This window comes from Mycolicibacterium sp. CBM1, from assembly GCF_054073305.1.
On the sequence record NZ_JBSXPP010000019.1, the window covers coordinates 29,912 to 55,038 of the forward strand.

General features: G+C 67.3%; 26 protein-coding genes and 2 pseudogenes. 12 read left to right on the top strand and 16 right to left on the bottom strand.

Annotation, left to right across the window (positions count from 1 at the left end; genetic code table 11):
- Positions 1-8: 8 nt before the first annotated feature.
- Complete coding sequence (locus ACXDF8_RS22090) at positions 9-395, top strand: hypothetical protein (RefSeq protein WP_457225419.1); 387 nt, start codon at positions 9-11, stop codon at positions 393-395.
- Positions 396-403: 8 nt separating this feature from the next.
- Positions 404-574, top strand: a pseudogene (locus tag ACXDF8_RS22095) (DUF4267 domain-containing protein); the annotation flags it as partial.
- 67 nt (positions 575-641) lie between these two features.
- Here the strand turns inward: ACXDF8_RS22095 and ACXDF8_RS22100 are convergent.
- On the bottom strand, positions 642-1,286 hold the full coding sequence (locus tag ACXDF8_RS22100; protein WP_457225420.1) for a TetR/AcrR family transcriptional regulator: 645 nt from the start codon (positions 1,284-1,286) through the stop codon (positions 642-644).
- Between the two features lie 90 nt (positions 1,287-1,376).
- Here ACXDF8_RS22100 and ACXDF8_RS22105 point away from each other — a divergent pair, with 90 nt between their 5' ends.
- The 3 genes from ACXDF8_RS22105 to ACXDF8_RS22115 all read left to right on the top strand — a co-directional run bounded on the left by ACXDF8_RS22105 (position 1,377) and on the right by ACXDF8_RS22115 (position 6,071).
- A complete protein-coding gene (locus tag ACXDF8_RS22105) occupies positions 1,377-2,915 on the top strand; it encodes a flavin-containing monooxygenase (RefSeq protein ID WP_457225421.1) in 1,539 nt (512 codons plus the stop codon).
- Positions 2,912-3,760, top strand: a complete 849-nt coding sequence (locus ACXDF8_RS22110; protein ID WP_457225422.1) for an alpha/beta fold hydrolase — start codon at positions 2,912-2,914, stop codon at positions 3,758-3,760. The genes ACXDF8_RS22105 and ACXDF8_RS22110 overlap by 4 nt, the downstream gene beginning before the upstream one ends.
- Positions 3,761-3,821: 61 nt before the next feature.
- On the top strand, positions 3,822-6,071 hold the full coding sequence (locus ACXDF8_RS22115; RefSeq protein WP_457225423.1) for a family 1 glycosylhydrolase: 2,250 nt from the start codon (positions 3,822-3,824) through the stop codon (positions 6,069-6,071).
- Between the two features lie 2 nt (positions 6,072-6,073).
- Here the strand turns inward: ACXDF8_RS22115 and ACXDF8_RS22120 are convergent, their stop codons facing one another.
- The 5 genes from ACXDF8_RS22120 to ACXDF8_RS22140 form a co-directional block, all read right to left on the bottom strand.
- On the bottom strand, positions 6,074-7,105 hold the full coding sequence (locus tag ACXDF8_RS22120; protein WP_457225424.1) for an amidohydrolase family protein: 1,032 nt from the start codon (positions 7,103-7,105) through the stop codon (positions 6,074-6,076).
- Between the two features lie 65 nt (positions 7,106-7,170).
- Positions 7,171-7,485 carry a hypothetical protein gene (locus ACXDF8_RS22125; RefSeq protein ID WP_457225425.1) on the bottom strand — a complete coding sequence of 105 codons (315 nt, stop codon included), beginning with the start codon at positions 7,483-7,485 and terminating at the stop codon, positions 7,171-7,173.
- A 54-nt stretch (positions 7,486-7,539) separates the two neighbouring features.
- Positions 7,540-8,541, bottom strand: coding sequence for a VOC family protein (locus tag ACXDF8_RS22130; protein WP_457225426.1), 1,002 nt, complete (start codon positions 8,539-8,541; stop codon positions 7,540-7,542).
- Positions 8,538-9,404 carry an alpha/beta fold hydrolase gene (locus ACXDF8_RS22135; RefSeq protein WP_457225427.1) on the bottom strand — a complete coding sequence of 289 codons (867 nt, stop codon included), beginning with the start codon at positions 9,402-9,404 and terminating at the stop codon, positions 8,538-8,540. The genes ACXDF8_RS22130 and ACXDF8_RS22135 overlap by 4 nt, the downstream gene beginning before the upstream one ends.
- Positions 9,401-10,975 carry a bifunctional 3-(3-hydroxy-phenyl)propionate/3-hydroxycinnamic acid hydroxylase gene (locus tag ACXDF8_RS22140; RefSeq protein ID WP_457225428.1) on the bottom strand — a complete coding sequence of 525 codons (1,575 nt, stop codon included), beginning with the start codon at positions 10,973-10,975 and terminating at the stop codon, positions 9,401-9,403. The genes ACXDF8_RS22135 and ACXDF8_RS22140 overlap by 4 nt, the downstream gene beginning before the upstream one ends.
- A 102-nt stretch (positions 10,976-11,077) precedes the next feature.
- Here ACXDF8_RS22140 and ACXDF8_RS22145 point away from each other — a divergent pair, with 102 nt between their 5' ends.
- Positions 11,078-11,710: a TetR/AcrR family transcriptional regulator gene (locus ACXDF8_RS22145; protein ID WP_457225429.1), complete on the top strand. Its 633-nt coding sequence runs from the start codon at positions 11,078-11,080 to the stop codon at positions 11,708-11,710.
- A gap of 23 nt (positions 11,711-11,733) precedes the next feature.
- Here the strand turns inward: ACXDF8_RS22145 and ACXDF8_RS22150 are convergent, their stop codons facing one another.
- The 4 genes from ACXDF8_RS22150 to ACXDF8_RS22165 form a co-directional block, all read right to left on the bottom strand.
- Positions 11,734-11,892, bottom strand: coding sequence for a hypothetical protein (locus ACXDF8_RS22150; RefSeq protein WP_457225430.1), 159 nt, complete (start codon positions 11,890-11,892; stop codon positions 11,734-11,736).
- Positions 11,893-11,904: 12 nt separating this feature from the next.
- Positions 11,905-12,093: a hypothetical protein gene (locus ACXDF8_RS22155; protein ID WP_457225431.1), complete on the bottom strand. Its 189-nt coding sequence runs from the start codon at positions 12,091-12,093 to the stop codon at positions 11,905-11,907.
- A gap of 113 nt (positions 12,094-12,206) precedes the next feature.
- On the bottom strand, positions 12,207-12,869 hold the full coding sequence (locus ACXDF8_RS22160) for a M15 family metallopeptidase (protein WP_457225494.1): 663 nt from the start codon (positions 12,867-12,869) through the stop codon (positions 12,207-12,209).
- 184 nt (positions 12,870-13,053) lie between these two features.
- Positions 13,054-13,761: a PAS and ANTAR domain-containing protein gene (locus ACXDF8_RS22165; protein ID WP_457225432.1), complete on the bottom strand. Its 708-nt coding sequence runs from the start codon at positions 13,759-13,761 to the stop codon at positions 13,054-13,056.
- Positions 13,762-14,074: 313 nt separating this feature from the next.
- On the opposite strand from ACXDF8_RS22165, the gene ACXDF8_RS22170 reads away from it, so the two are divergent.
- Entirely contained in the window at positions 14,075-14,578 is a 504-nt protein-coding gene (locus ACXDF8_RS22170) for a dopamine receptor D4 (RefSeq protein ID WP_457225433.1), read from the top strand.
- A gap of 4 nt (positions 14,579-14,582) precedes the next feature.
- Complete coding sequence (locus ACXDF8_RS22175; protein ID WP_457225498.1) at positions 14,583-14,870, top strand: hypothetical protein; 288 nt, start codon at positions 14,583-14,585, stop codon at positions 14,868-14,870.
- Here ACXDF8_RS22175 and ACXDF8_RS22180 read toward each other — a convergent pair.
- Together ACXDF8_RS22180 and ACXDF8_RS22185 are read right to left on the bottom strand one after the other, a co-directional pair.
- Positions 14,834-15,043, bottom strand: a pseudogene (locus ACXDF8_RS22180) (class I SAM-dependent methyltransferase); the annotation flags it as partial. The gene ACXDF8_RS22175 and the pseudogene ACXDF8_RS22180 overlap by 37 nt on opposite strands.
- A 38-nt stretch (positions 15,044-15,081) precedes the next feature.
- On the bottom strand, positions 15,082-15,714 hold the full coding sequence (locus tag ACXDF8_RS22185) for an SOUL family heme-binding protein (protein ID WP_457225434.1): 633 nt from the start codon (positions 15,712-15,714) through the stop codon (positions 15,082-15,084).
- 105 nt (positions 15,715-15,819) lie between these two features.
- Between ACXDF8_RS22185 and ACXDF8_RS22190 the strand changes: the two genes are divergently transcribed.
- Complete coding sequence (locus tag ACXDF8_RS22190; protein ID WP_457225435.1) at positions 15,820-16,659, top strand: SDR family oxidoreductase; 840 nt, start codon at positions 15,820-15,822, stop codon at positions 16,657-16,659.
- Here ACXDF8_RS22190 and ACXDF8_RS22195 read toward each other — a convergent pair.
- Both ACXDF8_RS22195 and ACXDF8_RS22200 read right to left on the bottom strand, forming a co-directional pair.
- Positions 16,656-17,777, bottom strand: a complete 1,122-nt coding sequence (locus tag ACXDF8_RS22195; protein ID WP_457225436.1) for an acyl-CoA dehydrogenase family protein — start codon at positions 17,775-17,777, stop codon at positions 16,656-16,658. The genes ACXDF8_RS22190 and ACXDF8_RS22195 overlap by 4 nt on opposite strands.
- The gene (locus tag ACXDF8_RS22200; RefSeq protein WP_457225495.1) at positions 17,777-19,009 is read right to left on the bottom strand and encodes an acyl-CoA dehydrogenase family protein; all 1,233 of its coding nucleotides are present in this window, start codon (positions 19,007-19,009) and stop codon (positions 17,777-17,779) included. Before ACXDF8_RS22200 ends, ACXDF8_RS22195 begins: the two co-directional genes overlap by 1 nt.
- Before the next feature lie 85 nt (positions 19,010-19,094).
- Between ACXDF8_RS22200 and ACXDF8_RS22205 the strand changes: the two genes are divergently transcribed.
- Positions 19,095-20,591, top strand: coding sequence for an FGGY-family carbohydrate kinase (locus tag ACXDF8_RS22205; RefSeq protein ID WP_457225437.1), 1,497 nt, complete (start codon positions 19,095-19,097; stop codon positions 20,589-20,591).
- On the opposite strand, the gene ACXDF8_RS22210 is transcribed toward ACXDF8_RS22205, so the two are convergent.
- Together ACXDF8_RS22210 and ACXDF8_RS22215 are read right to left on the bottom strand one after the other, a co-directional pair.
- Entirely contained in the window at positions 20,576-21,367 is a 792-nt protein-coding gene (locus ACXDF8_RS22210) for an SDR family NAD(P)-dependent oxidoreductase (RefSeq protein ID WP_457225438.1), read from the bottom strand. The two genes, ACXDF8_RS22205 and ACXDF8_RS22210, sit on opposite strands and share 16 nt — an antisense overlap.
- Entirely contained in the window at positions 21,364-22,407 is a 1,044-nt protein-coding gene (locus ACXDF8_RS22215) for a sugar-binding transcriptional regulator (protein ID WP_457225439.1), read from the bottom strand. Before ACXDF8_RS22215 ends, ACXDF8_RS22210 begins: the two co-directional genes overlap by 4 nt.
- 160 nt (positions 22,408-22,567) lie before the next feature.
- Here ACXDF8_RS22215 and eltD point away from each other — a divergent pair, with 160 nt between their 5' ends.
- Together eltD and ACXDF8_RS22225 are read left to right on the top strand one after the other, a co-directional pair.
- A complete protein-coding gene (gene eltD / locus ACXDF8_RS22220) occupies positions 22,568-23,656 on the top strand; it encodes an erythritol/L-threitol dehyrogenase (RefSeq protein WP_457225440.1) in 1,089 nt (362 codons plus the stop codon).
- Positions 23,657-23,690: 34 nt separating this feature from the next.
- On the top strand, positions 23,691-25,118 hold the full coding sequence (locus ACXDF8_RS22225) for an extracellular solute-binding protein (protein ID WP_457225441.1): 1,428 nt from the start codon (positions 23,691-23,693) through the stop codon (positions 25,116-25,118).
- Positions 25,119-25,127 lie beyond the last annotated feature (9 nt).

Below are 25,127 nucleotides of genomic sequence, written 5' to 3' on the forward strand. Positions count from 1 at the left end.
ATTCGGCCATGACGCGCCGGACGCACGTGGTGTCAATGGTGTTCGCAGTGGCGCTCGGCGGCTTGGCCGCGGCGGGCGTCGCGCACGCCGGACCGCTGCCGCCGTGCACCTACACCCTCTCCCCGCCCCAGGTCGGGGCGGGCGGGGTAACCGCCACCGCCGAGCTGGCGGGATGCGGGCCGGCCGGTGGCCCGTATTTGGCGGTCGCCTGTCTGCTGGGCGCCGACGGGGTCACGCACTGTGCACAGGGCCACGGCGCGGATCCCGCGGTGATCTCGGTGCCCTACCAGCCCGGAGCGACGTACACCGCGACCGGCCGGGGCTGTCCGATTTGGCTCGGGCAGAACCCTGCGCCCGATTGCCAGATTCTCGGCCCGTTCACCGCGACGCTGTAGGGAACACCGTGTCGGTCGACAAGGCCGCGTTGGTCGCGGGCGGCATCCGGCTGGCCTCGGGCGTCCACTTCCTCGCCGACCCGGTGGGTGCCAACAAACCGTGGGGCGAGCCCGACGGCCCGGGTCCGTCGGCCCGGCTGTTGCTGCGGTCGATGGGCTACCGTGACGCGCTGATCGGTCGGACTGTGGGGGGCGACCCGGCGGCGCAGCGGCGCGCCGCGGGGTCGCTCTAGCCGTCCGGCGCGTTCAACCGTGTGTTCCGGCCAGCGCCTCGCCGAAAGCGATCAGCGCGGCGCGGCCGATGTCCAGTATCGCCTCGTCGAAGTCGCTGTTATCCCGGTAGGACAGTTCCAGTACGCGGTCGGCCATCTCGACGGCGACCAGCATGTTGAGCGGGTCGACGCCGACGGGGATGAGGCCGGCGTCGACCAGCAGGTTGTGCAACCGGGCGGCCAGGTTCTGCATGCGGGCGTGGACGTGTTTGGTGACCGTGGGGGAGGTGCGCCCGCCCATCCACAGTGCGGCCGCGCTCGGATGTCTGCGGTAGTAGTCGACGTGGAGGTCCAGCTCGTTGTTGAGCAGATCGGCGATCGAGGTGATCTGCCAGGTCTGCTCCGCGGCGACGCAGCGGGCGTCGACTTCGGCGCAGTGCCGCTCCATCAGTTCGTCGAGGACGGCGTCACGGTCGGCGAAGAACCGGTACAGCGAGGGATAGGCCACCCCGGCCCGGTCGGCGATCGCGCGAGTGGTGACCGCATCGATGCCCTGTTCGTCGGCGAGGGCCGTCGCCGCGTCGAGAATGCGGGCAACGGTCTGGCGGCTGCGGGCTTGTACCGGCGCCCGTCTGGGAACCGAGGCGGGAATCGAGGCCGGCCTCGATGCGGTCGTCATGGCGTGCTCCCGGGAAAGTCTTGACAGGTGACCGCAGAACTATAACACTATTCGCGTTACAGTTCTGCTGCTCGATCCGGAGAGTGCCCGATGACCGTGAACTCGCTCAACCAGCTCCGCCCCACGCAGCCGCTGCGTGGCCACGTCGACGTCCTGATCGTCGGCGCCGGTATCTCCGGCATTGGCCTGGGCCACTACCTGGCCACCATGCAGCCCGGAAAGAGCTTCGCCATCGTCGACAGCCGCGACGCGATCGGCGGGACCTGGGACCTGTTCCGCTACCCGGGTATTCGCTCGGACTCCGATCTGCACACCTTCGGCTACGAGTTCAAGCCGTGGACGTCGGAGAACGCGATCGCCGATGCCCACGAGATCCTCGACTACCTGCACGAGGTCGTCGACACCGACGACCTCGCCCGTCGGATCTACCTGCACCACAAGGTGATTCGCGCTGACTTCGACTCCGGCGCTGCCCGGTGGACGACCACGCTGGAACGCGACGGCGAGCAGTTCGAGGTCACCAGCGACTGGTTGTTCGGTGCCACCGGCTACTACGACTACGCCGGTGGCCACCGCCCGCACTTCGAGGGGGAAGAGGACTTCGGCGGGGTGATCGTGCACCCGCAGCACTGGCCCGAGGACCTGGACTACAGGGGCAAGAAGGTCGTCGTCATCGGCAGCGGCGCCACCGCCGTCACGCTGATCCCCGCGATGGCCGACGACGTCGAGCACATCACCATGCTGCAGCGCTCACCGTCGTACGTGATGCCGTTGCCGCGCAAGGATCCGATCGCCAACGGACTGCGCAGGATCCTGCCCGACAAGCCGGCCTATGCCGCCGCGCGCCGCTTCAACATCGGCAAGCAGCGATTCATCTACAACCTGTGCCAGCATCGCCCCGCGCTCGCGCGCCGGATCATCCGCGCGATCAACGTCAAGTCGCTGCCCGAGGGCTATGACGTCGACACCCACTTCAATCCGAAGTACGACCCGTGGGATCAGCGGCTGTGCGCGGTGCCCGACGCCGATCTGTTCAAAGCGGTGTCCCGGGGCAAGGCCTCGGTGGTCACCGACCAGATCGTCCGGTTCACCCAGGACGGAATCCTGCTGGCCTCGGGCCAGCTGCTGGAAGCCGACATCATCGTCACCGCAACGGGTTTGAAGCTGCTCCCATTCGGCGGCATCACAGTCAGCGTCGATGGCGAGGTCAAAGACCCGCACCAGTCACTGGTCTACAAGAGCTTCATGCTCTCCGACATCCCCAACATGGCCTTCGCCTTCGGTTACACGAATTCATCGTGGACGCTCAAGGTCGACCTCGTCTGTGAGCACCTGTGCCGTCTGCTGGGTTACATGGACCGGCACGGCTACAACACGGTCGTGCCCGTCGTCGACAATCCGCTGATCGAGACCCGGCCGATGCTGGACTTCTCGGCCGGCTACATCCTGCGCTCGGTCGAGCAGTTCCCCCGCCAGGGCACCAGCGGTCCATGGACGGTCGAGATGGACTACAAGACCGACTTCGAGCGACTCCGCAAGGGACCAGTCGAGGACCCGGCTCTACGGTTTGGCGTCGCGGTGCCCGATGACGACCGGTCCGGGGCTGTCTCCGGGGTGGTCTCGGCATGAGCCGGACCACCTTCATCGAGGTGGACGGCAGACGTACCCGGGTCCGGACCGACGGTGATCCCGGTGGGCCGCCGGTGGTTCTGGTGCACGGAATCGGCCGCAGCATGGAGGACTGGGCGCCCCAATACGAACGGCTGGCCCAGTCGCACCGGGTGATCGCCCTCGACGTGCCCGGCTTCGGCTTCTCCGAACGACATAGGGAGCCCATCACTCTGGCCGCCCTGGCCGATGGCGTTGCGCGCACGCTTGATGTGCTCGATGAGACGCGACCGGTCCATGTGGTCGGCAACTCCCTGGGCGGGGCCATCGCCCAGCAACTGCTGGCATCGAAGCCGGAGCGGGTCGCCAGTCTGACTCTGGTCAACAGCGCGGGATTCGGCAGTGAAGTGACCCCGCTACTGCGGTTGCTCACCGTGCCGGTGGTCGGCGCACTGAGCGTGCGCCGGCCGACCCGGCTGAACGCCGTGCTGTTCGAACGTGCCATCCACGCCGACAAGGCGGTGGCGACCAAGCAGCGCATCGAGCACGCCATGCACGTCGGCGCTCAGCCCGGTGCGGGCGCGATGCTGCGGGAAACCGCGCTCGCACTCGGAACACCGCGCGGCGTCAAACCTCAGTGGCGGCGCGAGCTCGCCGAAGCGGTCGCCCGAAATCCGCGGCCGACCCTGATCGTGTGGGGCACCCACGACCGCATCCTGCCCGCCAAACACATCGGTGCGGCGATGAAGGTCTACCCCCACGCCGAAGCCCATCTGCTCAACGGGATCGGCCACATGCCGCAAATCGAATGCCCGGACAGGTTCGCCGATCTACTGTTGCCTTTCCTGGTTCGGGCAATTGGTTGACCGGTCGTAACCGCTGACACCATGTCGGGACCGACACCGCAACGGAGCGGGGGGACCTGGCATGACACCACGAGCAGCGGCCGGCATCGGACGGGTGGGTGCGCTGGCCGTCGCCCTCGGCATCGGCGTCGCCGTGGCAACGAGTTCGGCGGCGCCGGCCGCCGCGGACACCGGCTCGTCCCCGTCAGGCACCGCTTCGTCGTCGGGGTCGGCCAAGGCTGCCCGCGGCCAGTCCGCCCGCGCGGCTAAACGTCAGGTCGCATCGCGCGCCACGACCACGAGTGCGACGGTGACCGGCAGCGTGCGTGCGCAGACTTCCGTGCGCACCCGTGGCCCGCTGCGGCCGCCGAGCGCGACGACGGTGCTGACCCTGTTGGAAGGGGCCCGGCGCGAACTCCAGCGGACGTTCGTCAACAAGTACCCGACTACCAACCCGACGATCACCGACCAGACCGCCGAGGGTGTCGTGACCGGGACGCTGGGCGCCACCGACGCCGACGGCGACCGGTTGGTCTACACCGTGGTGGCATCACCCACCCTGGGACGGGTCACGATCGACCGGCACACCGGGGTCTTCACCTACACCCCGGTCGTCGACTTCGGCTCCTACGGGGGTAGCGACGCGTTCACCGTGGCGGTCAGCGACGACACCTCCTTCCACATCCACGGCCTGCCCGGGGTGCTGCAGGCCCCGGTCGACTTCGTGCGCAGCATCCCACTCGTCGGCTCCCTGCTCTCGGACTACCTGCCGCGAGGCATGACCACCGCGACGGTCACGCTGACCTTCGACGGCTCGGGCACGACGACGGCGCTGACCTTCCCGGAGGGATTCCACTGGGGTGTGTCGACAGCGGGGTTCCAGTCCGAAATGGGCGGCGGTGCAACGCTGGACGTCCACTCCGACTGGTGGCAGTGGACGCACGACCCGGTCAACCGGCTGCTGCTGGGCTGGAAGGGCGCGGTACCCGAGAACGGTCCCGGCGAATACACCCAGTACCCGGTGGACATCGGGCTGGCCCGCAGCGCCGTCGGCGCAGACACCTTCCGCATGGGTATCGAGTGGAGCCGCATCTTCCCGAATTCGACTGCCTCGGTGGATATCTCCAACGGAATCGACAACAACGTACTCAGCCAGCTCGACGCCCTGGCCAACCAGGACGCGGTGGCCCACTACCAGGACGAGCTGACCGCCATGAACGCCGCCGGGCTGGCACCGATGGTGACCATCAATCACTTCACGCTGCCACTGTGGATCCACAACCCCGCCAAGGCCCGCCTCCAGGAGATCTTCGGTCTGACGCCGAGCAGCGGCGGCGGCTGGGTCTCCGACTCCACGGTGACCGAGTTCGAGAAGTACTCCGCCTATCTGGCATGGAAATTCGGCCCCGAGGTCGACACCTGGGTGGTGCTCAACGAGCCGGTCAACTCCATGCTGACCTCGTACTACGCCATCCCGTTCGCCACCAACTTCCCACCGGCCCTGCAGCGCCCGGACCTCGTCGCCAAGGGCCTGCGCAACCAGGCCGCCGCCTACTCGGCGTCCTACGACCTCATCCACCAGATCGACCCCGGCGCCGATGTCGGCTTCGCGCTGAACATGTACTCCTGGCGTGGCGGAGACCCGACCAACCCTGCCGATCAGAAGGCCGCCGCCGCGTTCAGCGACTTCTACAACCGGTGGTTCCCGGACGCGGTCATTCGCGGTGAGATCGACGCCAACTTCGACGGCGTGATCACCCCCGACGAAATTCACCCCGAACTGGTCGGAAAGGCGGACTTCTTCGGGGTCAACTACTACAGCCAGGGCATCGTCGCCGGCTACCGAGGCGTCCTGGGCTCCTCGGCGCTGCCGGTCGTCCAGGGCTATCCCGAGTTCTCGCCGCTGCTCAACGTGGTCGCCGGGGGATGCCCTGCCACCGAATGCAGCGACACCGCGCAGATCATCAACCCCGCCGGCTTGCGCGAGGTGCTCGACATCGCCGACTCCTACGGAATTCCGTTGTGGGTCACCGAGAACGGCCTGGCCGACGCCGACGACAGCCAGCGTTCCTCCTATGTGGTGCGCCACCTTGCGGTGATCAACAAGGCGATTGCCGACGGCATGGACATCCGCGGCTACACCGCATGGTCACTGACCGACAACCTGGAATGGGTGCTGGGCTACGACCCGAAATACGGGCTCTACTCCTACGATCCGGTCACCCTGGAGCGCACCCCGCGGCCCAGCGTCAGCCTCATCCATGATCTGTTCACCGGCAACGCGATCCCTGCCGACATCTTTCGGACGTTCGTCAAGGATCCGCGCGTCTGAGGTCAGGTGGTACTGATCAGCCGAGCAACCGCGCGCATCGCCCGCCGGCTCACGGCATGCCGTATCCGATCCGGTAGTGCCGGCGGCGCCACGGGAGTCGTCGGGCCCAGCCGGGGGAACAGCCGCAGCGCATTGTCCCGGTCGACAGCCGCCCGCGTGGCGGGGTCCAGCCCGGGGTAGTTCTCCAGGCCCGCGGCGAACAGCTTGCCTGCCGCGAGCGGGGCGAACGGGAAGTCGGAGCCGAACGTGACGTGACCCGGCTTGGCGAACGCCAGAAGAGTCGGCAACGCGGCCGCACTGGACGACAGGGCGGTGTCGAAGTGGAAACTTGCGAAGTCGTCGAGGCTGTCGGCGGGGCTGGCGCCGGTATCACCCATGATCGACACCGCCATCCGGTGCGAGGCATAGGGAACGAAACCGCCGCCGTGACTGAGGATGAACGTGATGTTCGGATATCGGCGACGAATACCGTTGCGCACCAGCAGGTAAGCCGCTCGCGTGGTGTCGAGCAGGAAGTCGGTGGCGAACGGCGGGATGCCCGGCACAGTGGGGCCGGGCAGGTCGGCCGGATGGATGAATACCACTGCCGACCGCTCATCCAGTGCGGCGAACAACTCGTCCTGCCCGTCCTGGCCGAGATACACACCGGCGCTGTTGGCCAGCAGGATGACTCCGTCAGCTCTTAGTTCGTCCAGCGAGCGCACCACTTCGGTGACGGACGCTCGGAGGTGCGGCATGGGCGCGGTGGCGAAGAACCCGAATCTGTCGGGATGAGCGGCGACGATCGACGCCAGGTAGTCGTTGACATCGCGCGCCAGCGCCGATGCGTCGGTGGCTCCGGTCAGAACCGTCGTTCCGGGAGCCGACACCGACAGGATCGCGGTGGATACGTCCAGCTCGGCCATCGCCGTCAGTGCCAACTCGGGGCTCCAGTCCGGCAGCGCCCGTCCGCCCGCCTCGTCGACACCGGCTTTCCGCAACGTGGCGCGGTAGTCGGGCGGGATAGCGTGAGCGTGAGTGTCGATGCGGGACATGTCGGAATCCTTCGAACGTCGGCGATACAAGCCGCACGGATGTGGCTGGCGCAGGATGGGGGCGGTCACAGGTCCATGCGGTCGATCTGCCAATCGGTGTCCTGGAATTGTGGCATCTCCCGGCCGTCGTCCACGCCGATCTCGGATGCGATGACGGCTCCGAGTTTGGCGCTGGCAGCGTCGCTGTCATTGGTCGCCAGGCCGCTGTCGGTGAACAGCACACTGTCCCGAACGGTGTGTACGCCGGCTTTGGTCGGGTCGGAAAGCGCACCGCTGAAGTCCCTGCCGGGCAGCCGCCGCCCCGCCAGTTCGTCGGCGGGCGGCCAGCGCGAGAAGTCCGCGCGGTGAGGGACCGCGTGTCCCGTGTTGGGCCGGCTCACTCGCCATCGTTGTTTCCTCACTTCTTCAGTTGCGAATTTGATGGATTGTGGCGGTTAGTCGTCGGCGATGCCGGCGCCGGCCAGTGCCGGCACGGGGTCCTCGTGCCGCAGGACCGATTGTGCCCCGGTCTTGAACCGCTCGAGACTATCGACGATCGTCTGTCCTTCCGGGGTGTGCCCCCAGATGCTGATGCCCTGGTGCGTCGTGGGCTCCCAGGTTCTCTCATCGACCACGATCGGATTCCAGCCCAGTTCCCACTCGAACCCGGACGGGGTCGCGGCGTAGAACGACAGCTCTTTGTCGTTGGTGTGCTGGCCGACCGACAGTGCCATCTCGAAACCCAGCGACTTGACCCGCTGATAGGCGGCGGTCATGTCGCCGAGCTCGGCGACCTGAACGTTGCAGTGCTGAATCCTGGTTCGAATAGGGTTGAGCGGCAATCGGTTGACCGCGGCGATGGCGACGGAGTGGTGGCGTTCGTTGACGCGCAGGAAGCGGATCTTGAACTTCAGCCCGCTGATCGTTTCGTCGATGTAGTCCGACAGCCGGGCATCGAACACCGTGCTGTAGTAGCCGCGCATCTGGTGCGGCTTCTTGGTCGCGATGGCGACGTGGCCCATACCGTCGGCGCCGGTGACGAACCCGCCCGCAGCGCCCAGCCGCAGCGGCTCGGAGCCCCGGCGGGGGTTGACGTAGATCTCCTGGCTCAGTCCATTGGGCCCGGGGAAGCGGACGAATCTTTCCACACCACGCGACTGCGACTCTTCCGGCGATCCCGCGACGACCGGAACGCCATGGCTACGGATACGTGCCTCGATGACGTCGAAAGTGGTGTGGTCGTCAAGTTCCCAGCCCAACGCCGTAACGTCCTCGGCCGGGCCGCGCTTGAGCAGGAAACGGCAGGCGTTGTCGTCGAGGCGGAATCGCAGCACATCGCGCAGCGTCTCGTCGAGATGCATCCCGATGGCATCGCGCCCGAACCGCCGCCAGTCGTCGAACTTCAGTGTCTCGATGACCAGATAGCCGAGATGGACCTTACCGAACACGTCGGTCATGAGATCGCCATGCGTGATGCGGGGGAGAGGAATTCGGCGACCATCTCGTTGAACAACTCGGCCCGCTCCCACTGCATCCAGTGACCGGTATGAGAGGTCATCACAAGTTCGGCGTTGGGCATGAGGTTCACCAGCAGCGGGCCGCCAGACGGCCGGTTCACCTTGTCATCGCGGCCCCACAGGACCAGCGTGGGATTGGGCAGGTGCCGCAGGCGCCGGTCGCGGGTCAGGTCCATCCGCCACAGGGTGCGCAGCCCCGAGGGACGTTGCAGCGGTGGGTTGGTCACCACTTCGGGGTCGAGCGAGGCCTGGTAGCGCAGGTCGATCAACTCGTCGGGCACTGCCGCGCCGTCGTAGACCAGGTAGGTGCGGATGAACGTCGCCAACTTCTCCCGGCTCGGTCCGTCACCGCCGTAGTAGGACAGCAGGCTCTTCAACCCGTCGGTCGGCAGGCCCCGGGTGGTTCCGATTCCGCCCGGTCCCATCAGGACGAGCTTGCCGACCCGGTGCGGAGTGTCCAACGCCAGACGCAGCGCGGCTGCCCCGCCATAGGAGTTGCCGACGAGATGTGCATTGTCAATGCTCAATTCGTCGAGCAGACCCCGGATCGCGTCGGCCAGGTAGCCGAATGGATCGCTGTGCTCGACATGCTTGGCCGATCGTCCGTAGCCGGGCATGTCGGGGACGATGACGCGGTGGGTCTGGGCCAGGGCGTCGATGTTGCGCCCGTAGTTCGACACCCCGGATGCCCCCGGACCACCGCCGTGCAACATGACGACCGCTGGGCCGGAACCCTTTTCAGCGACGAAGATGGGCTTGCCGCCGACGGTGACGACATGTTCGGTCAGTTCGGTGGTGGTCATGCGTGATCCTTGACTCGGTTGGCAGGCGCGGTGAATCCGGCCGGGGGTGCTGGCAGCGGTTGGTTGTCCCCGGCGCCGGCGTAGACGAATCCGTCTGGGCGTAGCGCGATGACCGATGTCCTCTTGTCCGCCAGCCAGCGCGTCAGTGTGCCGTCACAGTCGACGATCCGGCCGGCGCCGGGAGCGCTGCCGGGCGCAGCGATGGCGATGACCGGCACTCCGGCCGAACGCCACGCCTGCGAAGCCCTGTCGGCGCCGGTGTGCAACACCGCCCACGTGCCGCCGACGACATCGTCGAACCGCACCCGGTGGCCGTCCTCGTCGATGACCCACGGCTGCGGGATCAGCCACCCGGCCGCGGGGTTTCCGTGCACCAGTAGTCCCGATCGGTACCGGGCGGGCGGTAGCCACCGATGGTTGCGCAGCCATGCGCTGAAGCCCGGCAGTTTGTTGGCAGCACGGAAGAAGTGCCGACGCACCCTGGCGCGCAGGGGATTGCGATCGACGATGATGCTGCCGACCTTCACGGCTCGGTCCGTGACCTCCTTGACGTGTGGAAGCCGCTCGGCCTGATAGGTGTCCAAAACCGACTCGGGGAGCGATCCCGACATGACGGCCTGCAGCTTCCAGCACAGGTTGGCGACGTCACGTACTCCGGCGCACATGCCCTGGCCGATCCATGGCGGCATCGCGTGTGCCGCGTCACCGGCCAGAAAGACCCGGCCGACCCGCCAGCGTTCGGCGAACCGGACATGGTGGCTGTAGCAGGCGAACCCGATGATGCTGACGTCGTCCTTCGTGATGCCCTGATCGCTGAGGACTTTCCAGATGGCCTCGTCGGTGAGCAGATCCTTGTCGTCTTCCTCGTCGCGCATCGGGAACTCCCAACGATGGTGGCCCAGCGGGGTCGGGCAGTCGACCGTCGGCCGGGCGGGGTTGCAGTGGAAGCGCAGCCGATCATGACCGGGCCATTCCTTGATGACCTTGGTGTCGATGACGATCCAGCGTTCCGAGAAGGTGCGGCCGCTGAACCCGATACCGAGTTGTCCGCGAATCGTGCTAGAGCCGCCGTCTGCGGCGAGCACGTAGGTGGCGCGAATCCGTTTGAACTCGTCGTTGGTCAGGTTGGCGAGCATCAGTTCGACGCAGTCGGGATGCTGGATCAGTCGCAGGCATTCGTGCTCGAGCAGGATCGACACGTTCGCAAAGCGGTCGACACCTTCGCGCAGCACCCTGTCCACGGCCGGCTGATAGATGAACTGCTGTGGCGGGTGTCCGTTACCCCGGTCGATCGGAAGTAACCGGATGATGGAGACACCGTCGGGGCCGACGAAGTTGGCGCCGGCCCCGGGCTGCATGTCGGCGTTGAGCCGGTCGGCCAGTCCCACCTGCTGCCAGATCCGCAGGACCTCTTCGTCGGTGGAGATGGCGCGAGCCCGGAAGTAGATGTCCGGGTCGCGCTCGATGACCACGACCCGCAGGCCCATCTGCCCGAGGAGGTTGGCGGCGGTGGCGCCCACCGGGCCGTATCCGACGATCGCGACGTCGTAGGCGTCATGGGTTGAGCTCATGGCTTCTCGCATTCGTCCTCCGGTCCTCGTCGACCGGGACTTGTTATGTAGTGATCGCTACGGTAGTGTAGTGATCACTACAGAGTCAAGGGGTGGGGTGACATGGCCGACAACGACCAACCCAAGCGCCGGCAGCGGCGGGCGGATGGCGAACAGTCCCGCAACCGCATTCTCGACGCGGCCACCGAGATCGCCGCGGAGCGCGGCTACGAGGGCACCAGCATCGGTGCGGTGAGTGCCAAATGCGGGCTGCCGGCCAGCTCTATCTACTGGCACTTCAAGGACAAGGACGACCTGATCGCGGCGGTGATCGAGCGCAGTTTCACCCACTGGCTCAGTGTGTGGCAGCTACCCGACGACCTGGTGGGGCGTGACCGACTCATGGAGATCGCCGTGGGCAGCGCCAAGTCCTTCATGGACTCGCCGGATTTCCTGCGCCTCGGGCTGATGCTGGCGCTGGAGCACCGGCCGGTAGAGCCCCGTGCCCGGGCAATGTTCGTGCAGGTTCGCAAGCAGGCGCTCGACGCGCTCGTCGACAGCATTCCCGACATCGTGCCCGGCCTGACCGGCGACCAAGTTCGCCAGCTGGCGACCTACGCCATCGCAGGCGCGGACGGACTGTTCATCGCCAAGGAGATCGGCGGCGACAGCATCGACCTGCTGGCCCTCTTCGCCGTCCACGGCCAGGCGCTGTACGACACCGCGCTGCGGATGGTCCAGGAGAACAAGAGCTGATGACGTGCGCAGCAGGCTCTGGGTCAGCCGAGCGCCGGGGCCAGCAGCGCGGGTAGCTGGTCGGCCACCAGCGGCAGGGACAGCGGTGAGGTGAACGCGATCGCGCCGGCCAATTCCTTGGTGGTGAAGACGTTTCGGCGCCCGAATGTGGCGATAGCGGGAAGCGCTTGCAGCGCAGCCACTTCGGCGTCGCTTTAGGTCCGCCACAGCAAGGCGTCGACGTCGCGCAGCGCCGCCCCGAGCTGGCCCAGGGGGATGTAGGCGCGGTCGTCGTCAGGACGGCGAAAGGCGTCGATCGAATCGGCGACGGTAAACCCCATCTGGGTGAGCCATTCGGTCTTCCAGCCCCGGAGGGTGGCGATCACCGTGTCGGTTCGGTACATCGAACCCTGCAGTGAGACCACGGATGGCCGGAAGCTCAATCAGCCGGCGGCAGAACGGAATACCGCGGCTTTAAGTTGCGTGAGCGGCAATTGACGCCGACGGGCTCGCTCGATCAGTCGACGGGCACGTCGAGCACCGGCCGCTGGACACCGGCGCCGGGTCCGTCGAAGTGCCACCACTCCCCGGAGTAGACGGCCAGACCGCCACCGGCCATCGCAGTGCGCAACCGGGCCCGGTTGGCCTGCGCCTCGGCGCTGACCCCGTCGGTGGCGTAGGCCTGGGCCCGTGCGGAGAAGTCGTCGAAGCCGGTGCCCATGTCGACCAGCCGGCCGTTCTCGGCGAGGGTGACGTCGACCGAGCGGCCTGCCTCATGACTGCGGGCGTATGGGCCCGGCTTGGCCACCCAGGCGGGGTTGGGCACCGCCTCGAACATCCTGACCTGGACATCGTGGGGCCGGTAGCAGTCCCAGAACACCAGGACGTCACCCGCGGCGCGAAGTGTCGCGGCAGCCTGGGCCAGGCCCGGCGCCATCGACTCGTGCACCAGGCAGCGGGCATCGGCGGGATACAGCGGCACGCCGACGAAATTGTCCGCGGTGGCGTACCGCAGGTCGATGATCGCGTCGGGAACCACGCTGCGTACGTCGACGAAACCGGCCGCGGCCGCCTGCGGGCTGACCGGCGGTACGGCGTCGTTTGGTGCCGCGCCGGCGACCGGGGCCGCGATCAGCGCGAGGAGGGAAGTCGCGGCCAGCAGTCGGGACAGCGGGGCCATTCCTGCATTGTCCCGGCTGAGCAGCAGGGTGGCCCGCGACGGAGCGAACCGATCCTGCATACGGGGCAGAGGGAACCCCCGCCACCCGGACTCTTCGATCGCATGGGCCAGGCCGAAGAACCACACCAATGGCCTGGCGCGCAGCTTGTCCAGCATCACGGCAGCATAGAGGTGGCCGCGACGTTCAGTGGGTCTGCCGCTCGGGCGGGTTGGTGACGCGCATATTCGCCGTCAGAAGCAGGTTGTCGAAAGCCGACCGTGGCGGGCCGGATTCAGACTGGGCGAGGCCGACGAAGTCGTCGATGAGCTGTCCGGCCAGCAGCCGCAGCTTGATGTTGGCCTCCTGGGAGCGCCAGCGCAGCAGGTCGAACGCCGCGTCGGCGTCGATTCCGTAGATCACCATCAACATGCCTTTGGCCTGTTCGATAGCCGCCCGGCTCGCGGCGATCTCGGCGATCACCGCGCTCAACCGTTTCTCCTGCTGGTCTTCGGCCGGAGTGACGTCGATGTAGAAGCCGTGTGTGCCGATGACCTCGCCCGCGCCGTCCCGCAGCGTGTCGGCCACGACGAGCACGTGATGGATCCGGCCGGCCGTGTCGACGATCCGGTGCCGGGTGCTGAAGGCCTGGTGACGCCGCCGGACCTGGCGCAGCGTCGTCGCGACCAGTTCGTAGTCGTCGGGGTGCTTGTGGGACAGGACCAGCTCGGTTGTGGGGGTGACCGTTCCGGGCTGGTATCCGTGCATCACCTCGACCTGCGGGGACCATTCCCAGCGGTCGTCGTCGAAATAGAAGCGAAACCATCCGACCTGGTCGGAACGCGAGTCTGCCGCATCGGTGGTGGGGGTTTCGCCATCGGCATCCGCTGATGCCGGGTCTTGCTCAGGAACCATGGACGCCTCTCGCCCGCACAACTCGCTGCCGTCATTCCGAAACAACCGCCGCATGTGCGGAGACGCCGAAGAGCACTACGAAGGCAGAACCCGTCGCGATCCCAAGGTTCTGCGGGCAACAGATTTCTACACCGTGAGAAGCCGGGTTTCAACCCATTTGCCGGTGCACCCACCGCAGTCGCGATCGCCCTGGGGCTGGGGTGGCTCGAGTGACGGATGTAACAAACGAGGCCGGCGTGCGGACAACACCGGTGTAGGGCGTCTCCGCCAGACCGCGAACGCCGACTCACCCCTACCTGCGGAGGACACGACGGTGAAGATCACGACGAAGACATCCGCTCGGGCCGGCACCGTGATGGCCCGCTGCTGCCTGGGACTCGGCGGGCTGGGTATCGCGGCGGCATTACTGGGCGCCCCGGTGGCGCTCGCCGACCCGGTTGCCCCGGTGGATCCGGTGGCGCCGACCGCGGTGCCTGCGGACGGCAGCATGCAGATGACCGCTGCGGACCCGTCCGCCCCGCCGGCGGCGGTACCGCACCTATCGAGTCCGGAGAACCTGCCGCCCGGCACCACCGACACGCCGCCTCAGGGCCGGCTGAATTATCTGCGCGATCTGCTGCACGCCATCCGCACCCAGGATGTCTCCGGCAGCGACGCGTTGCTGCTGCTGGCGCAGCGCCCACTCGATACCAACGTCCCGCCGGCGGGGATGCCAACCGGTCCCACCGGACCGGTTGGTTCCTCGGCCCCCACAGCCCTCGCGCCGCCGGTCGGCGATGCGGCGGCGATCGTCGCCGCGGACCCCGCCACTTCGTGACTCAGTGCCGGCTGACCGCCTCCAGCGCGGCATCCAGATCCGGCTGGTAGCGCCCGTCGGCTTCGATGTCGTTCCACCACTGCGTGCGCTCGACGGTGCGGTGGACGCGTTCGGGCAGGGCGGCAGCCGGACTCCGCTCCCGGAGAGTTCAAGGTCGAGGTCGACCAGGATGTGCAATACCGTCGACTCCAGGACGGTCTGTCGCACCATGTCCAGCACCACCGCTGACGGCCTGTCGGCGGCACCGAGCACGCAGCCGCACCTGACGTCGAGCAGCGTCATCCCTGGCTGAAGTCCCAGTTTCCCCAGCGCCAGATCGATCTTGGCCAGCTGCGACTGTTCCGGCGTCATGTGGTCGCGCTCGAACTAGTCGCAACTGTCGGTCTGCGATGGATCGGGGAACAGCCGGAAGAAGTCGTCGGACAGGTCGTAGTGAGCTTGCCCATCCGCGAAGTGCGGGCTCAGATGTCCGTCAGTCGGGTTGTTGCCTATAGGTGAGCCGATCACGTATGGCCGCTGACGCCCACCAGAACTTCGTTGCGGCGCAGGAAGGGCAACGTCCACGGCGGGTCGTAGAACCAGGCCAGCGGCTCACCGACGGCGCCGATGCCGTGCCGGTCCAGGGTCTCGAGCAGCTGGCGGGTGCGTGCGGCGACGGCATCAGGGCCGATGGTTCCGTTGAAGCGCAGCACCGCCACGGTCTCCGGTGGCACCGTGACCAGCCGTACCTGGGAGTCGTCCGGGCTGGGGAGAGTGTCCAGGGTGTACTTCGACGGCATGAAGAACCGGATGACCCATTCCCCGCCGGCAGCGCGCTGCGTGGCCACCGGCGCAGTCATCGCGATCTTCTCGCTCTGCTTCTGGGCCACCGGAGCGGTCATCGCGATCTTGTCCTTGGCGGAATTGCCGCCGAAGATGTAGCGCGCCAACCGCCGGAATCCGTGGCTGCGCGCCGATTCCTCGTCGGAGGAGACGGTGGTCTCCGCGGCGATTCGCGCACCGTAGCGGCGGATCTGGACACCGTCGAATTCGCGTTCGACGGTGAAGGAGGGCTCTTCGGTACCCGCGCGGATTCCGACAATGCTGCCGCCGGCCTCCGCGACCTGGGTCACCGCGCTCACAATCCTGTTCAGCATGACTCCAGTGAAGTCGCCGCGGTCGGCGATGTCAGGCCGCGGCCGGTGACGACTTTCTGACGACCGCCGATCGGGGACGTGGCCGCGCTGTATATCGTCCACGCCATGACGCGGGTGTCGGTGATCACAGGTGGCGCGGGTGGCATGGGGTTGGCCACGGCAAAAATTGTGGGGCGCGACCACGCGGTGGTGCTCGCTGACGTGCGGGCCGACCGGCTCGCGGCAGTTGCGACCACGCTGGCCGAGGCGGGCATCATCGCCACGGTCGTCGATTGCGATGTGACTGACGCCGACGCGGTGGTACAGCTCTTCGCCACCGCGGCCGCGCTGGGCCCGATCGTCTCCGTCATCCACACCGCCGGGGTGAGCCCCAGCATGGGCAGCGCCGAACATGTCATGACGACCAATGCCGTAGGCACACTGCGCGTCAACGAGGCGTTCTTCGCCTCGGCGGGCGAGGGCGCGGCGATCGTGAACGTGGCGTCGATGGCGTCGCACATGCTGCCCGAGGAGCTGGTTCCGACCGACAGCTTCGACCTGGCATTCAGCGACGAGCAACGGTTTCTCGCCGAGCTGCTCGCGGCCTGCGACATCGCCGGTGAGGAGATGCGCTCCGGGCTGGCCTATGGCGTGAGCAAGACATTCGTCCGGTGGTACAGCAGCTCTCAGGCCGAGCGGTTCAACGGCCGCGGGTTGCGCATCGTCTCGGTGTCGCCCGGGTCGGTGGACACCGAGATGGGATTGCTCGAGGCGGATGCCGGTGCGGGCGCCATGGTCGCCAACGCCGCCGTGCCCCGGTGGGGCACGGCCGAGGAGATGGCCGAGCTGTTCGCCTTCTGCGCCGGCGAACGTGCCGGTTACCTGACCGGAACCGACATCCTCAACGACGGCGGCGTGATCGCCTCGATGCGGGAGCGGGCCCGGCTGGCCGCCCGAAACGCTTAGGGGCGAACCAGTTTCGCATACCGGGTGCGGTGGAAGTCGGTGGAACCGAACTCGTACTGCACCGCGGTGAGCCGTTTGAAGTAGTGGCCGATCGCCAGTTCCTCGGTCATCCCCATGCCGCCGTGGAGCTGGACGGCGTTCTGGCCGACGAATCGGGCGGCCCGCCCGACCGTCGCCTTGGCGGCGGAGACGGCTCGCGCCCGCACGTGCGGCTCGGCCGGTAGGTTCAGCACGGCCAGATACACCGCCGAGACCGCCTGTTCCAGCTCCATGTACATGTCCACCATCCGGTGCTGCAGCACCTGGAAGGTACCGATCGGCTGACCGAACTGCTGACGCTGCTTGCAGTAATCGACGGTGTCGGCCAGCACCTTGCGCATCGCTCCGACCGCCTCGGCGCACACCGCGGCGGCGCCTTCGTCGCGCGCTTGGGCCAACGATGCGGTCGCGTCGTCGTCCAGCAGTGCGTCAGCGGAGAGTCGCAGACCGTCGAACGTCAGGTCGGCGGCGCGCCGGTCGTCGATGGTCCGGTAGCTGTGCACCCGCACTCCCGGCGGTGGCGCGGCCGCGTCGAACTCGGTCCAGAACAACGAGATTGCGTCGCCGCCGTCCTGCTCAGCGCGGACCGCGATGAGCAGATGCGTGGCCAGTGGTGCAGCGATGACGACGGCCGTGGTGCCGTTGATGATCCAGCCTGCGCCGTCGCGGGCGGCTGTCACCGACACCACGCCGTCGGAACCGGGGGCTGCCACGGCGACGACGGCGCTGCCCTCGACGATGCGCTCCAGCAGCGCTGTGGCCTGTGGCGTGCCCGCCCGGTGCAGCAGACCCGCCGCCAGTACCACCGTCTCGACGAAGGGCTCGACCACGAGGGCTCTGCCGAGTTCCTCGGCGATGACCATGAGTTCGACGGGGCCGCCACCGATTCCGCCCACCGATTCGGGCAGGGCGGCACCCAGGATGCCGAGTTCCTCGGCGAAGCTCCGCCAGATTTCGGGCCGCCAACCGGCGCCGAGCTTGGCCGCGGCGCGGCTTTGGTGCAGGTCGTACCGGGCGGCCAGGAAGCGGCCCAGCCCGTCGCGCAGCAGCTGTTGTTCCTTGCTCAGATTGAAGTCCATTACAGTCCCAGGGTCGCCTTGGCCAGGATGTTGCGCTGAATCTCGTTGCTGCCGGCGTAGATCGAGCCGGCCCGGTCGTTGAAGTAGCGCAGCGGTGCCACCGCCTGCCACGGCTGCCCGCTGACGTAACCGTCAGCCGGCGGCTCGAAGTCGGCGATCGGACCGCCGGGCCTGGTGGCGTGCGGCTGGTACGCGCGCCGGTGCGGACCGGCCGCCTCCATCGCCAGTTCGGTGATCGCCTGTGACAGTTCGGTGGAAAGAACTTTCAGCATGGACGACGCCGCGCCCGGGTGGCCGCCTTCGGCAACTGTTGTCAGAACCCGGAATTCGAGGATCTCCAGGACCTCGGCGCGGATCCCGACGTCGGCCAGTTTGTCGGCGAAGGCCGGGTCGTCGATCAGCCGGCCTCCGCCGGGCGCGGGCTGCTCGGTGGCCGCCTCGGCGATCGCGCGGGTCATCGCCTGCAGCCCCGGCGCCGTCGCGCCGCCGCCGCGTTCGAACTCCAGCAGGTACTTGGCCACGGTCCAGCCGTCGTCGATCTGACCGATCACATTCGACTTGGGCACCCGGACCGCGTCGAAGAAGATCTGGTTCTGTACCTGCTCGCCGGAGGTCATCACCAGCGGCCGGACCTCGATGCCCGGTGCGCTCATGTCGATCAGTACGAACGTGATGCCTTGTTGTTTCTTCGCCGAGCGCGAGGTGCGGACCAGCGCGAAGATCCAGTCGGCCTCGCCGGCGTGGGTGGTCCAGATCTTGCTGCCCGTGCAGATCAGGTCGTCTCCGTCGTCGACGGCCGACATCGACAGCGAGGCCAGGTCCGAGCCGGATTCGGGCTCGGAGTAGCCCTGGCAGAAGAACAGCTCACCGGTGAGGATGCGGGGCAGGAAGTAGTCCTTCTGCTCGGCCGTGCCGTAGGCGATGATGGCGTGCGCGACCATCGAGATACCCATCGGTGACAGCGCGGGGGCCCCGGCCAGCGTCGATTCCCGGCTGAAGATGTAGTGCTGGGTCAGGGTCCAGTCGCAGCCGCCGTATTCGACCGGCCATGCCGGGGCGGCCCAGCCCCGTTCGTGCAGGATCGCCTGCCACGCCATGCTCGCCTCGTGCTCGGCATACACGCTCGTCATCAGCCGGCCCGCCTGCCTCAGATCCGCGGTGAGCTTCTCATCGAGGAATGCCCGCACCTCGTCTCGGAACTGTTGATCCTGCGGCGACCACGACAGGTCCATCGGGCGTCCCCTCATCTGCCTACGGCTGTTGTCTGATCTGAACGGTAACCCGTCAGAGAAGGCCCGCCCGCGTAGGGTTGCGGTCGTGGACGTGTTGCTCGGCATCGACATGGGAACCGGGAGCACCAAGGGGGTTCTCGTCGACTCCGCAGGCGCCGTGCTGGCCGCCGAGACCATTGCCCATTCGATACATCTGCCGCGGCCCGGCTGGGCGGAGGTCGACGCCGAGACGATGTGGTGGGCCGAGGTGTGCCAGATCTCCACCGCGCTGATGGCCAAAGTGCCCCGCGGCGGCCGACTGGCCGCGATGTGCGTCAGCGGTGTGGGCCCCTGTCTGGTGCTGTGCGACGCCGCGCTACGACCGCTGCGGCCGGCCATCCTCTACGGTGTCGACACCCGTGCCAGCGCGGAAATCGTCTCCCTCACCGAGGAATTCGGGCAGGACGCCATTATGGAGCGGGCTGGGACGCTGCTGACGAGCCAGGCCGTCGGCCCGAAGATCGAATGGGTGCGGCGCCACGAGCCCGACGTCTTCGCCGCGGCGCGCGGCTGGTACGGCTCCAACTCCTACATCGCCGCCAAGCTCACCGGCGAGTATGTGCTCGACCACCACACCGCCAGCCAGTGCGATCCGCTCTATGCCACTCGCGAGTTCGGCTGGAACGAAGACTGGGCGGCCCGCATCTGCGGGGACCTCCCGTTGCCCAGGCTGGTGTGGCCCGCCGACGTGGTCGGTCGGGTGCACGCCGAAGCCGCGGCGGCCACCGGCGTTCCGGTCGGCACCGCGGTGGTGGCCGGTACGGTCGACGCCTACTCCGAGGCGTTTTCGGTGGGGGTGCGCCACCCCGGTGACCAGATGCTGATGTATGGCTCGACGATGTTCCTGGTTCAGGTCATCGACGACTACCACAGCGACCCCGCGCTGTGGACGACAGCCGGTATCGAACGCGGGACCCTGGCGCTGGCGGCCGGCACGTCGACGGCGGGCAGCCTGATGAGCTGGTTGCAGACCATCACCGGCGGTGCGCCTTTCGACACATTGATGGCCGAGGCCGAGGTCGTGCCGCCGGGGAGCGAAGGTTTGCAGGTGTTGCCGTATCTGGCCGGCGAGCGCACGCCGGTGTTCGACCCTCAGGCGCGTGGTGTGCTGGCCGGCTTGACCTTGCGCCACGGCCGCGGACACCTTTTTCGCGCTGCCTACGAAGGGATTTCGTTTGGCATCCGGCAGATCCTGGAACGCTTCGACGACGCGCACTGCGCCACCCGCACCGTCGCCGTCGGCGGTGGGCTGCAAAGCCCGATCTGGGCGCAGACGCTCAGTGACGTGACAGGGCGTCCGCAGCTTGTCCCCGAACAGGCGATCGGCGCCAGCTACGGGGACGCGCTGCTGGCCGCAATCGGGGTCGGGCTCGTCGCGCCGGACACCGACTGGGCCCGCATCACCCGCGAGATCCAGCCCGACCCCGCCAATGTGGCCCTCTACAACGAGCTCTACGCCACCTGGCGAGAGCTGTATCCGAGCACCCGCGAGGTGGTGCACCGGCTTGCCGCGGCGGAGGGGCCCGCTCAGCCCATCGTGTAGCCGCCGTCGACGGGGATGTCGGCACCGGAGATCATCGCGGAGGCATCCGAGGCCAGCCACAGCACAGCCTCGGACACCTCACGTGGAACAGCGAAGCGACCCAAGGGAATCCGGGCCAGTATCGGTGCCGCTTTGGCCTGATCGCCCCACACCCGCTGACCCATCTCGGTGAGCACCACCGTCGGGCAGACCGAGTTGGCCCGGATGCCGTGCGCACCGAGCTCGCGCGCGAGCACCTTGGTGGCCATCACCAGCCCGGCCTTGGACGCGCAGTAGGCGTAGTGCTCCGGCAGTGGAGCCAGTGCCGCAGCGGAGGCGACGGTGATGATCGAGCCCGCGATCTGCCTGCGCACCATGTCGGCGCCGATCGCCGCGGCCAGCAGTGCCGGTGCGCGCAGGTTCACCGCGATGGTCTGGTCGAAATGCTGCGGGTCGGTATCGGCCACGGCTTCGGGGTAGGAGATCCCGGCGTTGTTGACCAGGATGTCCAGCCCGCCGAAGGCCGCGGTCGCCCGCTCGGCCAACTCGGCGGGGCCCTGCGGGTCCGCTAGATCGACCGGTGCGACGTCGACGTTGACGCCGAACTCGGCCGCCAATGTCGTTCGTGCGGACTCTAACTCGGAGTGATCCCGGCCGGAAAGGACCAGGGTCGCACCCGCGGCGGCGAAGGTTGCGGCGATGTCGGCGCCGATACCCTTGGTGGCGCCGGTGATCAGTGCGCGTCTGCCGTCCAGGCGCAGGGTGGCGGTCTGTTCGGGTTGAGTGCTCGCGGTCACGGAACTTCCTCGGTTGGTTTCTGCAGACTGGGGCAATCGAGAAGCGCGGCCGCAGTGGCGGGGTCGGTGACGAGCTGGTTGAAATAGCCGCCGCGCGCGCCGCCGATGATGGATTCGAGCTTGTCAGTACCGACGGCTACCGCAATGGTGACCGGAATGTGGCGCAGCGCTTCGAGTTCCACGGCGATGAGCCGGTCGCTGCCATCGAAGGCAACCGGCGCACCGGTGCGATCGTAGAACCGCGAACACACGTCACCGACCGCGGCGCGCAGTGAATCGGAGCCGGTCGGCACGAATTGCGGTATGTCCGAACGCATCAGGGGCGGGGCGCCGATTCCCATCAGCGCGCACCGCGCACGAGGCCACAGGTGCAGCACTCGCTGGATGCTCGGATCGCGCAGCAGCGAGGGGTACAGGTCCGGACCGGGCAACGCCGGGGCGAACAGGTAGCTGGCCCGCCCGGTGATCCGGTTGGCGACCAGGCGGGTGATCTCGTTGGTCTGGTACCACTCCTCGGGCTGGTCGTTGCCTCCCACGGTGGGGGCGACGACGACGCCGGGCAGCGCGGTGAGCTCGAACTGGGCGACTTCGTAGACCGTGCGCCCCGACGACACCAGCAGCACATCGCCGGGCAGTAGCTCGGCCGCGGCCAGCGCCTGTCCGACGGCGGGAGCCAGGGTGCCGCCCATGACGTCGATGACGGTGCGGCCCGGGCCTGGGTTGGGCAACGGCAGACTCAGGTACACCTTGGCCAGGTTCAAGGCGCGGGCCAGCCGGTCGGCCAGGTCACCGGTCCTGGCCTGATCGGGGGGCACCACCTCGATGCGCACGATGCCCTGCCGCTTGGCTTCGGCGAGCAGCCGGCTCACGGTGGCGCGGCTGGTGCCCAGCTGCGCGGCGACCTCGGCCTGGGTGGCGTCCTCGGTGTAGTAGAGCTTGGCGGCCGCGTACAGCAGAGACGGCGGGAAATGCCCGGTCTCGACGTCGGGCACGGAGCCCTCGGCGCCGGTCAGGCTGCTGCGCTGGGCTGGCCTCGGCATGCCAACGAGTATGGCACTGAACATTTGTTCCGGGCCATAGAATTGCTGAACATTCGTTCTGGACATATGTGCGGCAGCGCGTTAATGTGACTGGAGCCACACCGGGGTAGGCCATCGTCAAACCCGTTGAGCTGCCGACCCCGCGAGAGGAGCCCTGCCGATGCCCGATCAGATTCCCGAGAAGATGCAGGCTGTGGTCTGCCACGGACCGCACGACTATCGACTGGAGGAGGTGGCGGTACCCCAGCGCAAGCCGGGGGAGGCGCTGATCAAGGTCGAGGCCGTCGGCATCTGCGCCAGCGACCTGAAGTGCTACCACGGCGCAGCCAAGTTTTGGGGCGACGAGAACCGCCCGGCGTGGGCAGAGACGATGGTCATCCCGGGCCACGAGTTTGTCGGCCGGGTCGTCGAACTCGACGACGAGGCGGCCACCCGGTGGAACATCGCGGTGGGAGACCGGGTGGTCTCCGAGCAGATCGTGCCGTGCTGGCAATGCCGGTTCTGCAAGCGCGGGCAGTACCACATGTGCCAGCCCCACGATCTGTACGGCTTCAAGCGCCGCACTCCCGGTGCGATGGCAAGCTACATGATCTACCCCGCAGAAGCGTTGGTGCACAAAGTGTCTGCTGACGTACCGCCGCACCATGCGGCGTTCGCCGAGCCGCTGTCGTGCTCGCTGCACGCCGTCGAGCGGGCGCAGATCCTGTTCGAGGACACCGTGGTGGTCGCCGGCTGCGGCCCGATCGGACTCGGTATGGTCGCCGGTGCGCGGGCCAAGAACCCCATGCACGTCATCGCGCTCGACATGGCGTCCGACAAGCTCGAGCTGGCCAAGGCGTGCGGCGCTGACATCACCATCAACATCGCCGAGCAGGACCCGGTGGCGATCATCCGTGACCTCACCGACGGCTACGGCGCCGACGTGTACCTCGAGGGCACCGGCCACCCATCCGCAGTTCCGCAGGGACTCAACGCATTACGCAAACTGGGTCGCTACGTCGAATACGGTGTGTTCGGCAGTGACGTAACCGTCGACTGGAGCATCATCAGCGACGACAAGGAACTCGACGTCCTGGGAGCCCACCTGGGTCCGTACTGCTGGCCGGCCGCGATCAAGATGATCGAATCCGGCGTTCTGCCGATGGACAAGATCTGCACCCACCAGTTGCCGTTGACCGACTTCCAGAAGGGGCTCGACCTGGTGGCCAGTGGCACCGAGTCCGTGAAGGTCTCGCTTCTTCCCGCCTGAGATTCCAGCCTGAGAGCAAGGACATTCGTTCAACATGACTGCACAGGGCAAATTCACCGGGCCGCAGCTGTCGCGGCGCAACATGCTGGCGGCCATGGGCCTGGCCGGCGCCGCGGCCGCGAGCCTGCCGATCCTGAGTGCCTGCGGGGTGGGCGGCAAGGCGAGCATGCCCAACGGCGCCTCGGAGGTTTCCGGCGGCTTCGACTGGCGCAAGGCGGCCGGGCAGACCATCAACATCCTGCAGACCCCGCACCCTTACCAGAAGTCCTACCAACCGCTGCTGGGCGAGTTCACCGAACTCACCGGGATCAACGTGAACGTCGACCTGGTTCCCGAGGCCGACTACTTCACCAAGCTCAACACCGAGCTTGCCGGCGGCTCCGGCAAACACGACGCATTCATGCTGGGCGCCTACTTCATCTGGCAATACGGGCCACCTGGGTGGATCGAAGACCTCAACCCGTGGCTGCACAACACCTCGGCCACCAGCGCCGAATACGACTTCGAGGACATCTTCGAGGGCCTGCGCACCTCGACCCGCTGGGACTTCACGCTGGGCCACCCGCTCGGAACCGGTGGGCAGTGGGCCATCCCGTGGGGTTTCGAGAACAACGTCGTCGCCTACAACAAGGCCTACTTCGACCAGCATGGCATCACTAAGCTGCCGGACCGCCTCGACAACTTCATCCAGCTGGCGATCGACCTCACCGATCGCTCGGCCAACCGCTACGGCATCTCCACCCGCGGCTCCAAGTCATGGGCCACCATCCACCCCGGCTTCATGACGCAATACAGCCGCGAAGGCGCGGTCGACTACAGCTTCAACGGTTCCGAGCTGGTTGCCGAGATGGACTCCGACAAGGCGATCGACTTCACCAAGAAGTGGATCGAGATGCAGCACAAGGCCGGTCCGACATCGTGGACCACCTACGACTATCCCAACGCCACCGGCGACCTCGGCGACGGCAAGGCCATGATGGTCTTCGACGCCGACTCTGCCACCTATCCCAAGAACAAGCCGGGTGCCAGCAAGGAAGCCGGCAACCTCGGCTGGTACGCCGGCCCGGCCGGCCCGGACGGCAACTACAAGACCAACCTCTGGACGTGGAGCTGGGCGATGAGCGCCAACTCCCGCAACAAGCTGCCGGCCTGGTTGTTCATCCAGTGGGCCACCGGCAAAGACTCGATGAACAAGGCAGTAGAGGGTGGCACCTACGCCGACCCGGTGCGAAAGTCGGTGTTCGACACCACGTTCAAGCGGGTGGCGGCCAATCAGTTCGGTTACCTCGAGGCGTTCGAGACGGTCATCGGGTCCTCGAAGATCCAGTTCACCCCGCAGAAGAAGTTCTTCGACACCACCCAGAATTGGGCGGTCGCGTTGCAGGACATCTACGGCGGAGACGACGCCGCGTCCCGGCTGCGCAGTCTCGCCAAGACCAACACCTCCAAGGTCAACCTCTAGGAGCCGTGG

Bases quoted from the DNA above. Each gene is read 5' to 3' on its own strand.
- ACXDF8_RS22155 (WP_457225431.1), bottom strand. From the start codon at position 12,093: ATGTACCGAACCGACACGGTGATCGCCACCCTCCGGGGCTGGAAGACC.
- ACXDF8_RS22140 (WP_457225428.1), bottom strand. From the start codon at position 10,975: ATGAGCTCAACCCATGACGCCTACGACGTCGCGATCGTCGGATACGGC.
- ACXDF8_RS22105 (WP_457225421.1), top strand. From the start codon at position 1,377: ATGACCGTGAACTCGCTCAACCAGCTCCGCCCCACGCAGCCGCTGCGT.
- ACXDF8_RS22135 (WP_457225427.1), bottom strand. From the start codon at position 9,404: ATGACCACCACCGAACTGACCGAACATGTCGTCACCGTCGGCGGCAAG.
- ACXDF8_RS22130 (WP_457225426.1), bottom strand. From the start codon at position 8,541: ATGACCGACGTGTTCGGTAAGGTCCATCTCGGCTATCTGGTCATCGAG.
- ACXDF8_RS22100 (WP_457225420.1), bottom strand. From the start codon at position 1,286: ATGACGACCGCATCGAGGCCGGCCTCGATTCCCGCCTCGGTTCCCAGA.
- ACXDF8_RS22110 (WP_457225422.1), top strand. From the start codon at position 2,912: ATGAGCCGGACCACCTTCATCGAGGTGGACGGCAGACGTACCCGGGTC.
- ACXDF8_RS22115 (WP_457225423.1), top strand. From the start codon at position 3,822: ATGACACCACGAGCAGCGGCCGGCATCGGACGGGTGGGTGCGCTGGCC.
- ACXDF8_RS22090 (WP_457225419.1), top strand. From the start codon at position 9: ATGACGCGCCGGACGCACGTGGTGTCAATGGTGTTCGCAGTGGCGCTC.
- ACXDF8_RS22120 (WP_457225424.1), bottom strand. From the start codon at position 7,105: ATGTCCCGCATCGACACTCACGCTCACGCTATCCCGCCCGACTACCGC.
- ACXDF8_RS22165 (WP_457225432.1), bottom strand. From the start codon at position 13,761: ATGGTTCCTGAGCAAGACCCGGCATCAGCGGATGCCGATGGCGAAACC.
- ACXDF8_RS22225 (WP_457225441.1), top strand. From the start codon at position 23,691: ATGACTGCACAGGGCAAATTCACCGGGCCGCAGCTGTCGCGGCGCAAC.
- ACXDF8_RS22160 (WP_457225494.1), bottom strand. From the start codon at position 12,869: ATGGCCCCGCTGTCCCGACTGCTGGCCGCGACTTCCCTCCTCGCGCTG.
- ACXDF8_RS22145 (WP_457225429.1), top strand. From the start codon at position 11,078: ATGGCCGACAACGACCAACCCAAGCGCCGGCAGCGGCGGGCGGATGGC.
- eltD (WP_457225440.1), top strand. From the start codon at position 22,568: ATGCCCGATCAGATTCCCGAGAAGATGCAGGCTGTGGTCTGCCACGGA.
- ACXDF8_RS22195 (WP_457225436.1), bottom strand. From the start codon at position 17,777: ATGGACTTCAATCTGAGCAAGGAACAACAGCTGCTGCGCGACGGGCTG.
- ACXDF8_RS22215 (WP_457225439.1), bottom strand. From the start codon at position 22,407: ATGCCGAGGCCAGCCCAGCGCAGCAGCCTGACCGGCGCCGAGGGCTCC.
- ACXDF8_RS22200 (WP_457225495.1), bottom strand. From the start codon at position 19,009: ATGGACCTGTCGTGGTCGCCGCAGGATCAACAGTTCCGAGACGAGGTG.
- ACXDF8_RS22190 (WP_457225435.1), top strand. From the start codon at position 15,820: ATGACGCGGGTGTCGGTGATCACAGGTGGCGCGGGTGGCATGGGGTTG.
- ACXDF8_RS22185 (WP_457225434.1), bottom strand. From the start codon at position 15,714: ATGCTGAACAGGATTGTGAGCGCGGTGACCCAGGTCGCGGAGGCCGGC.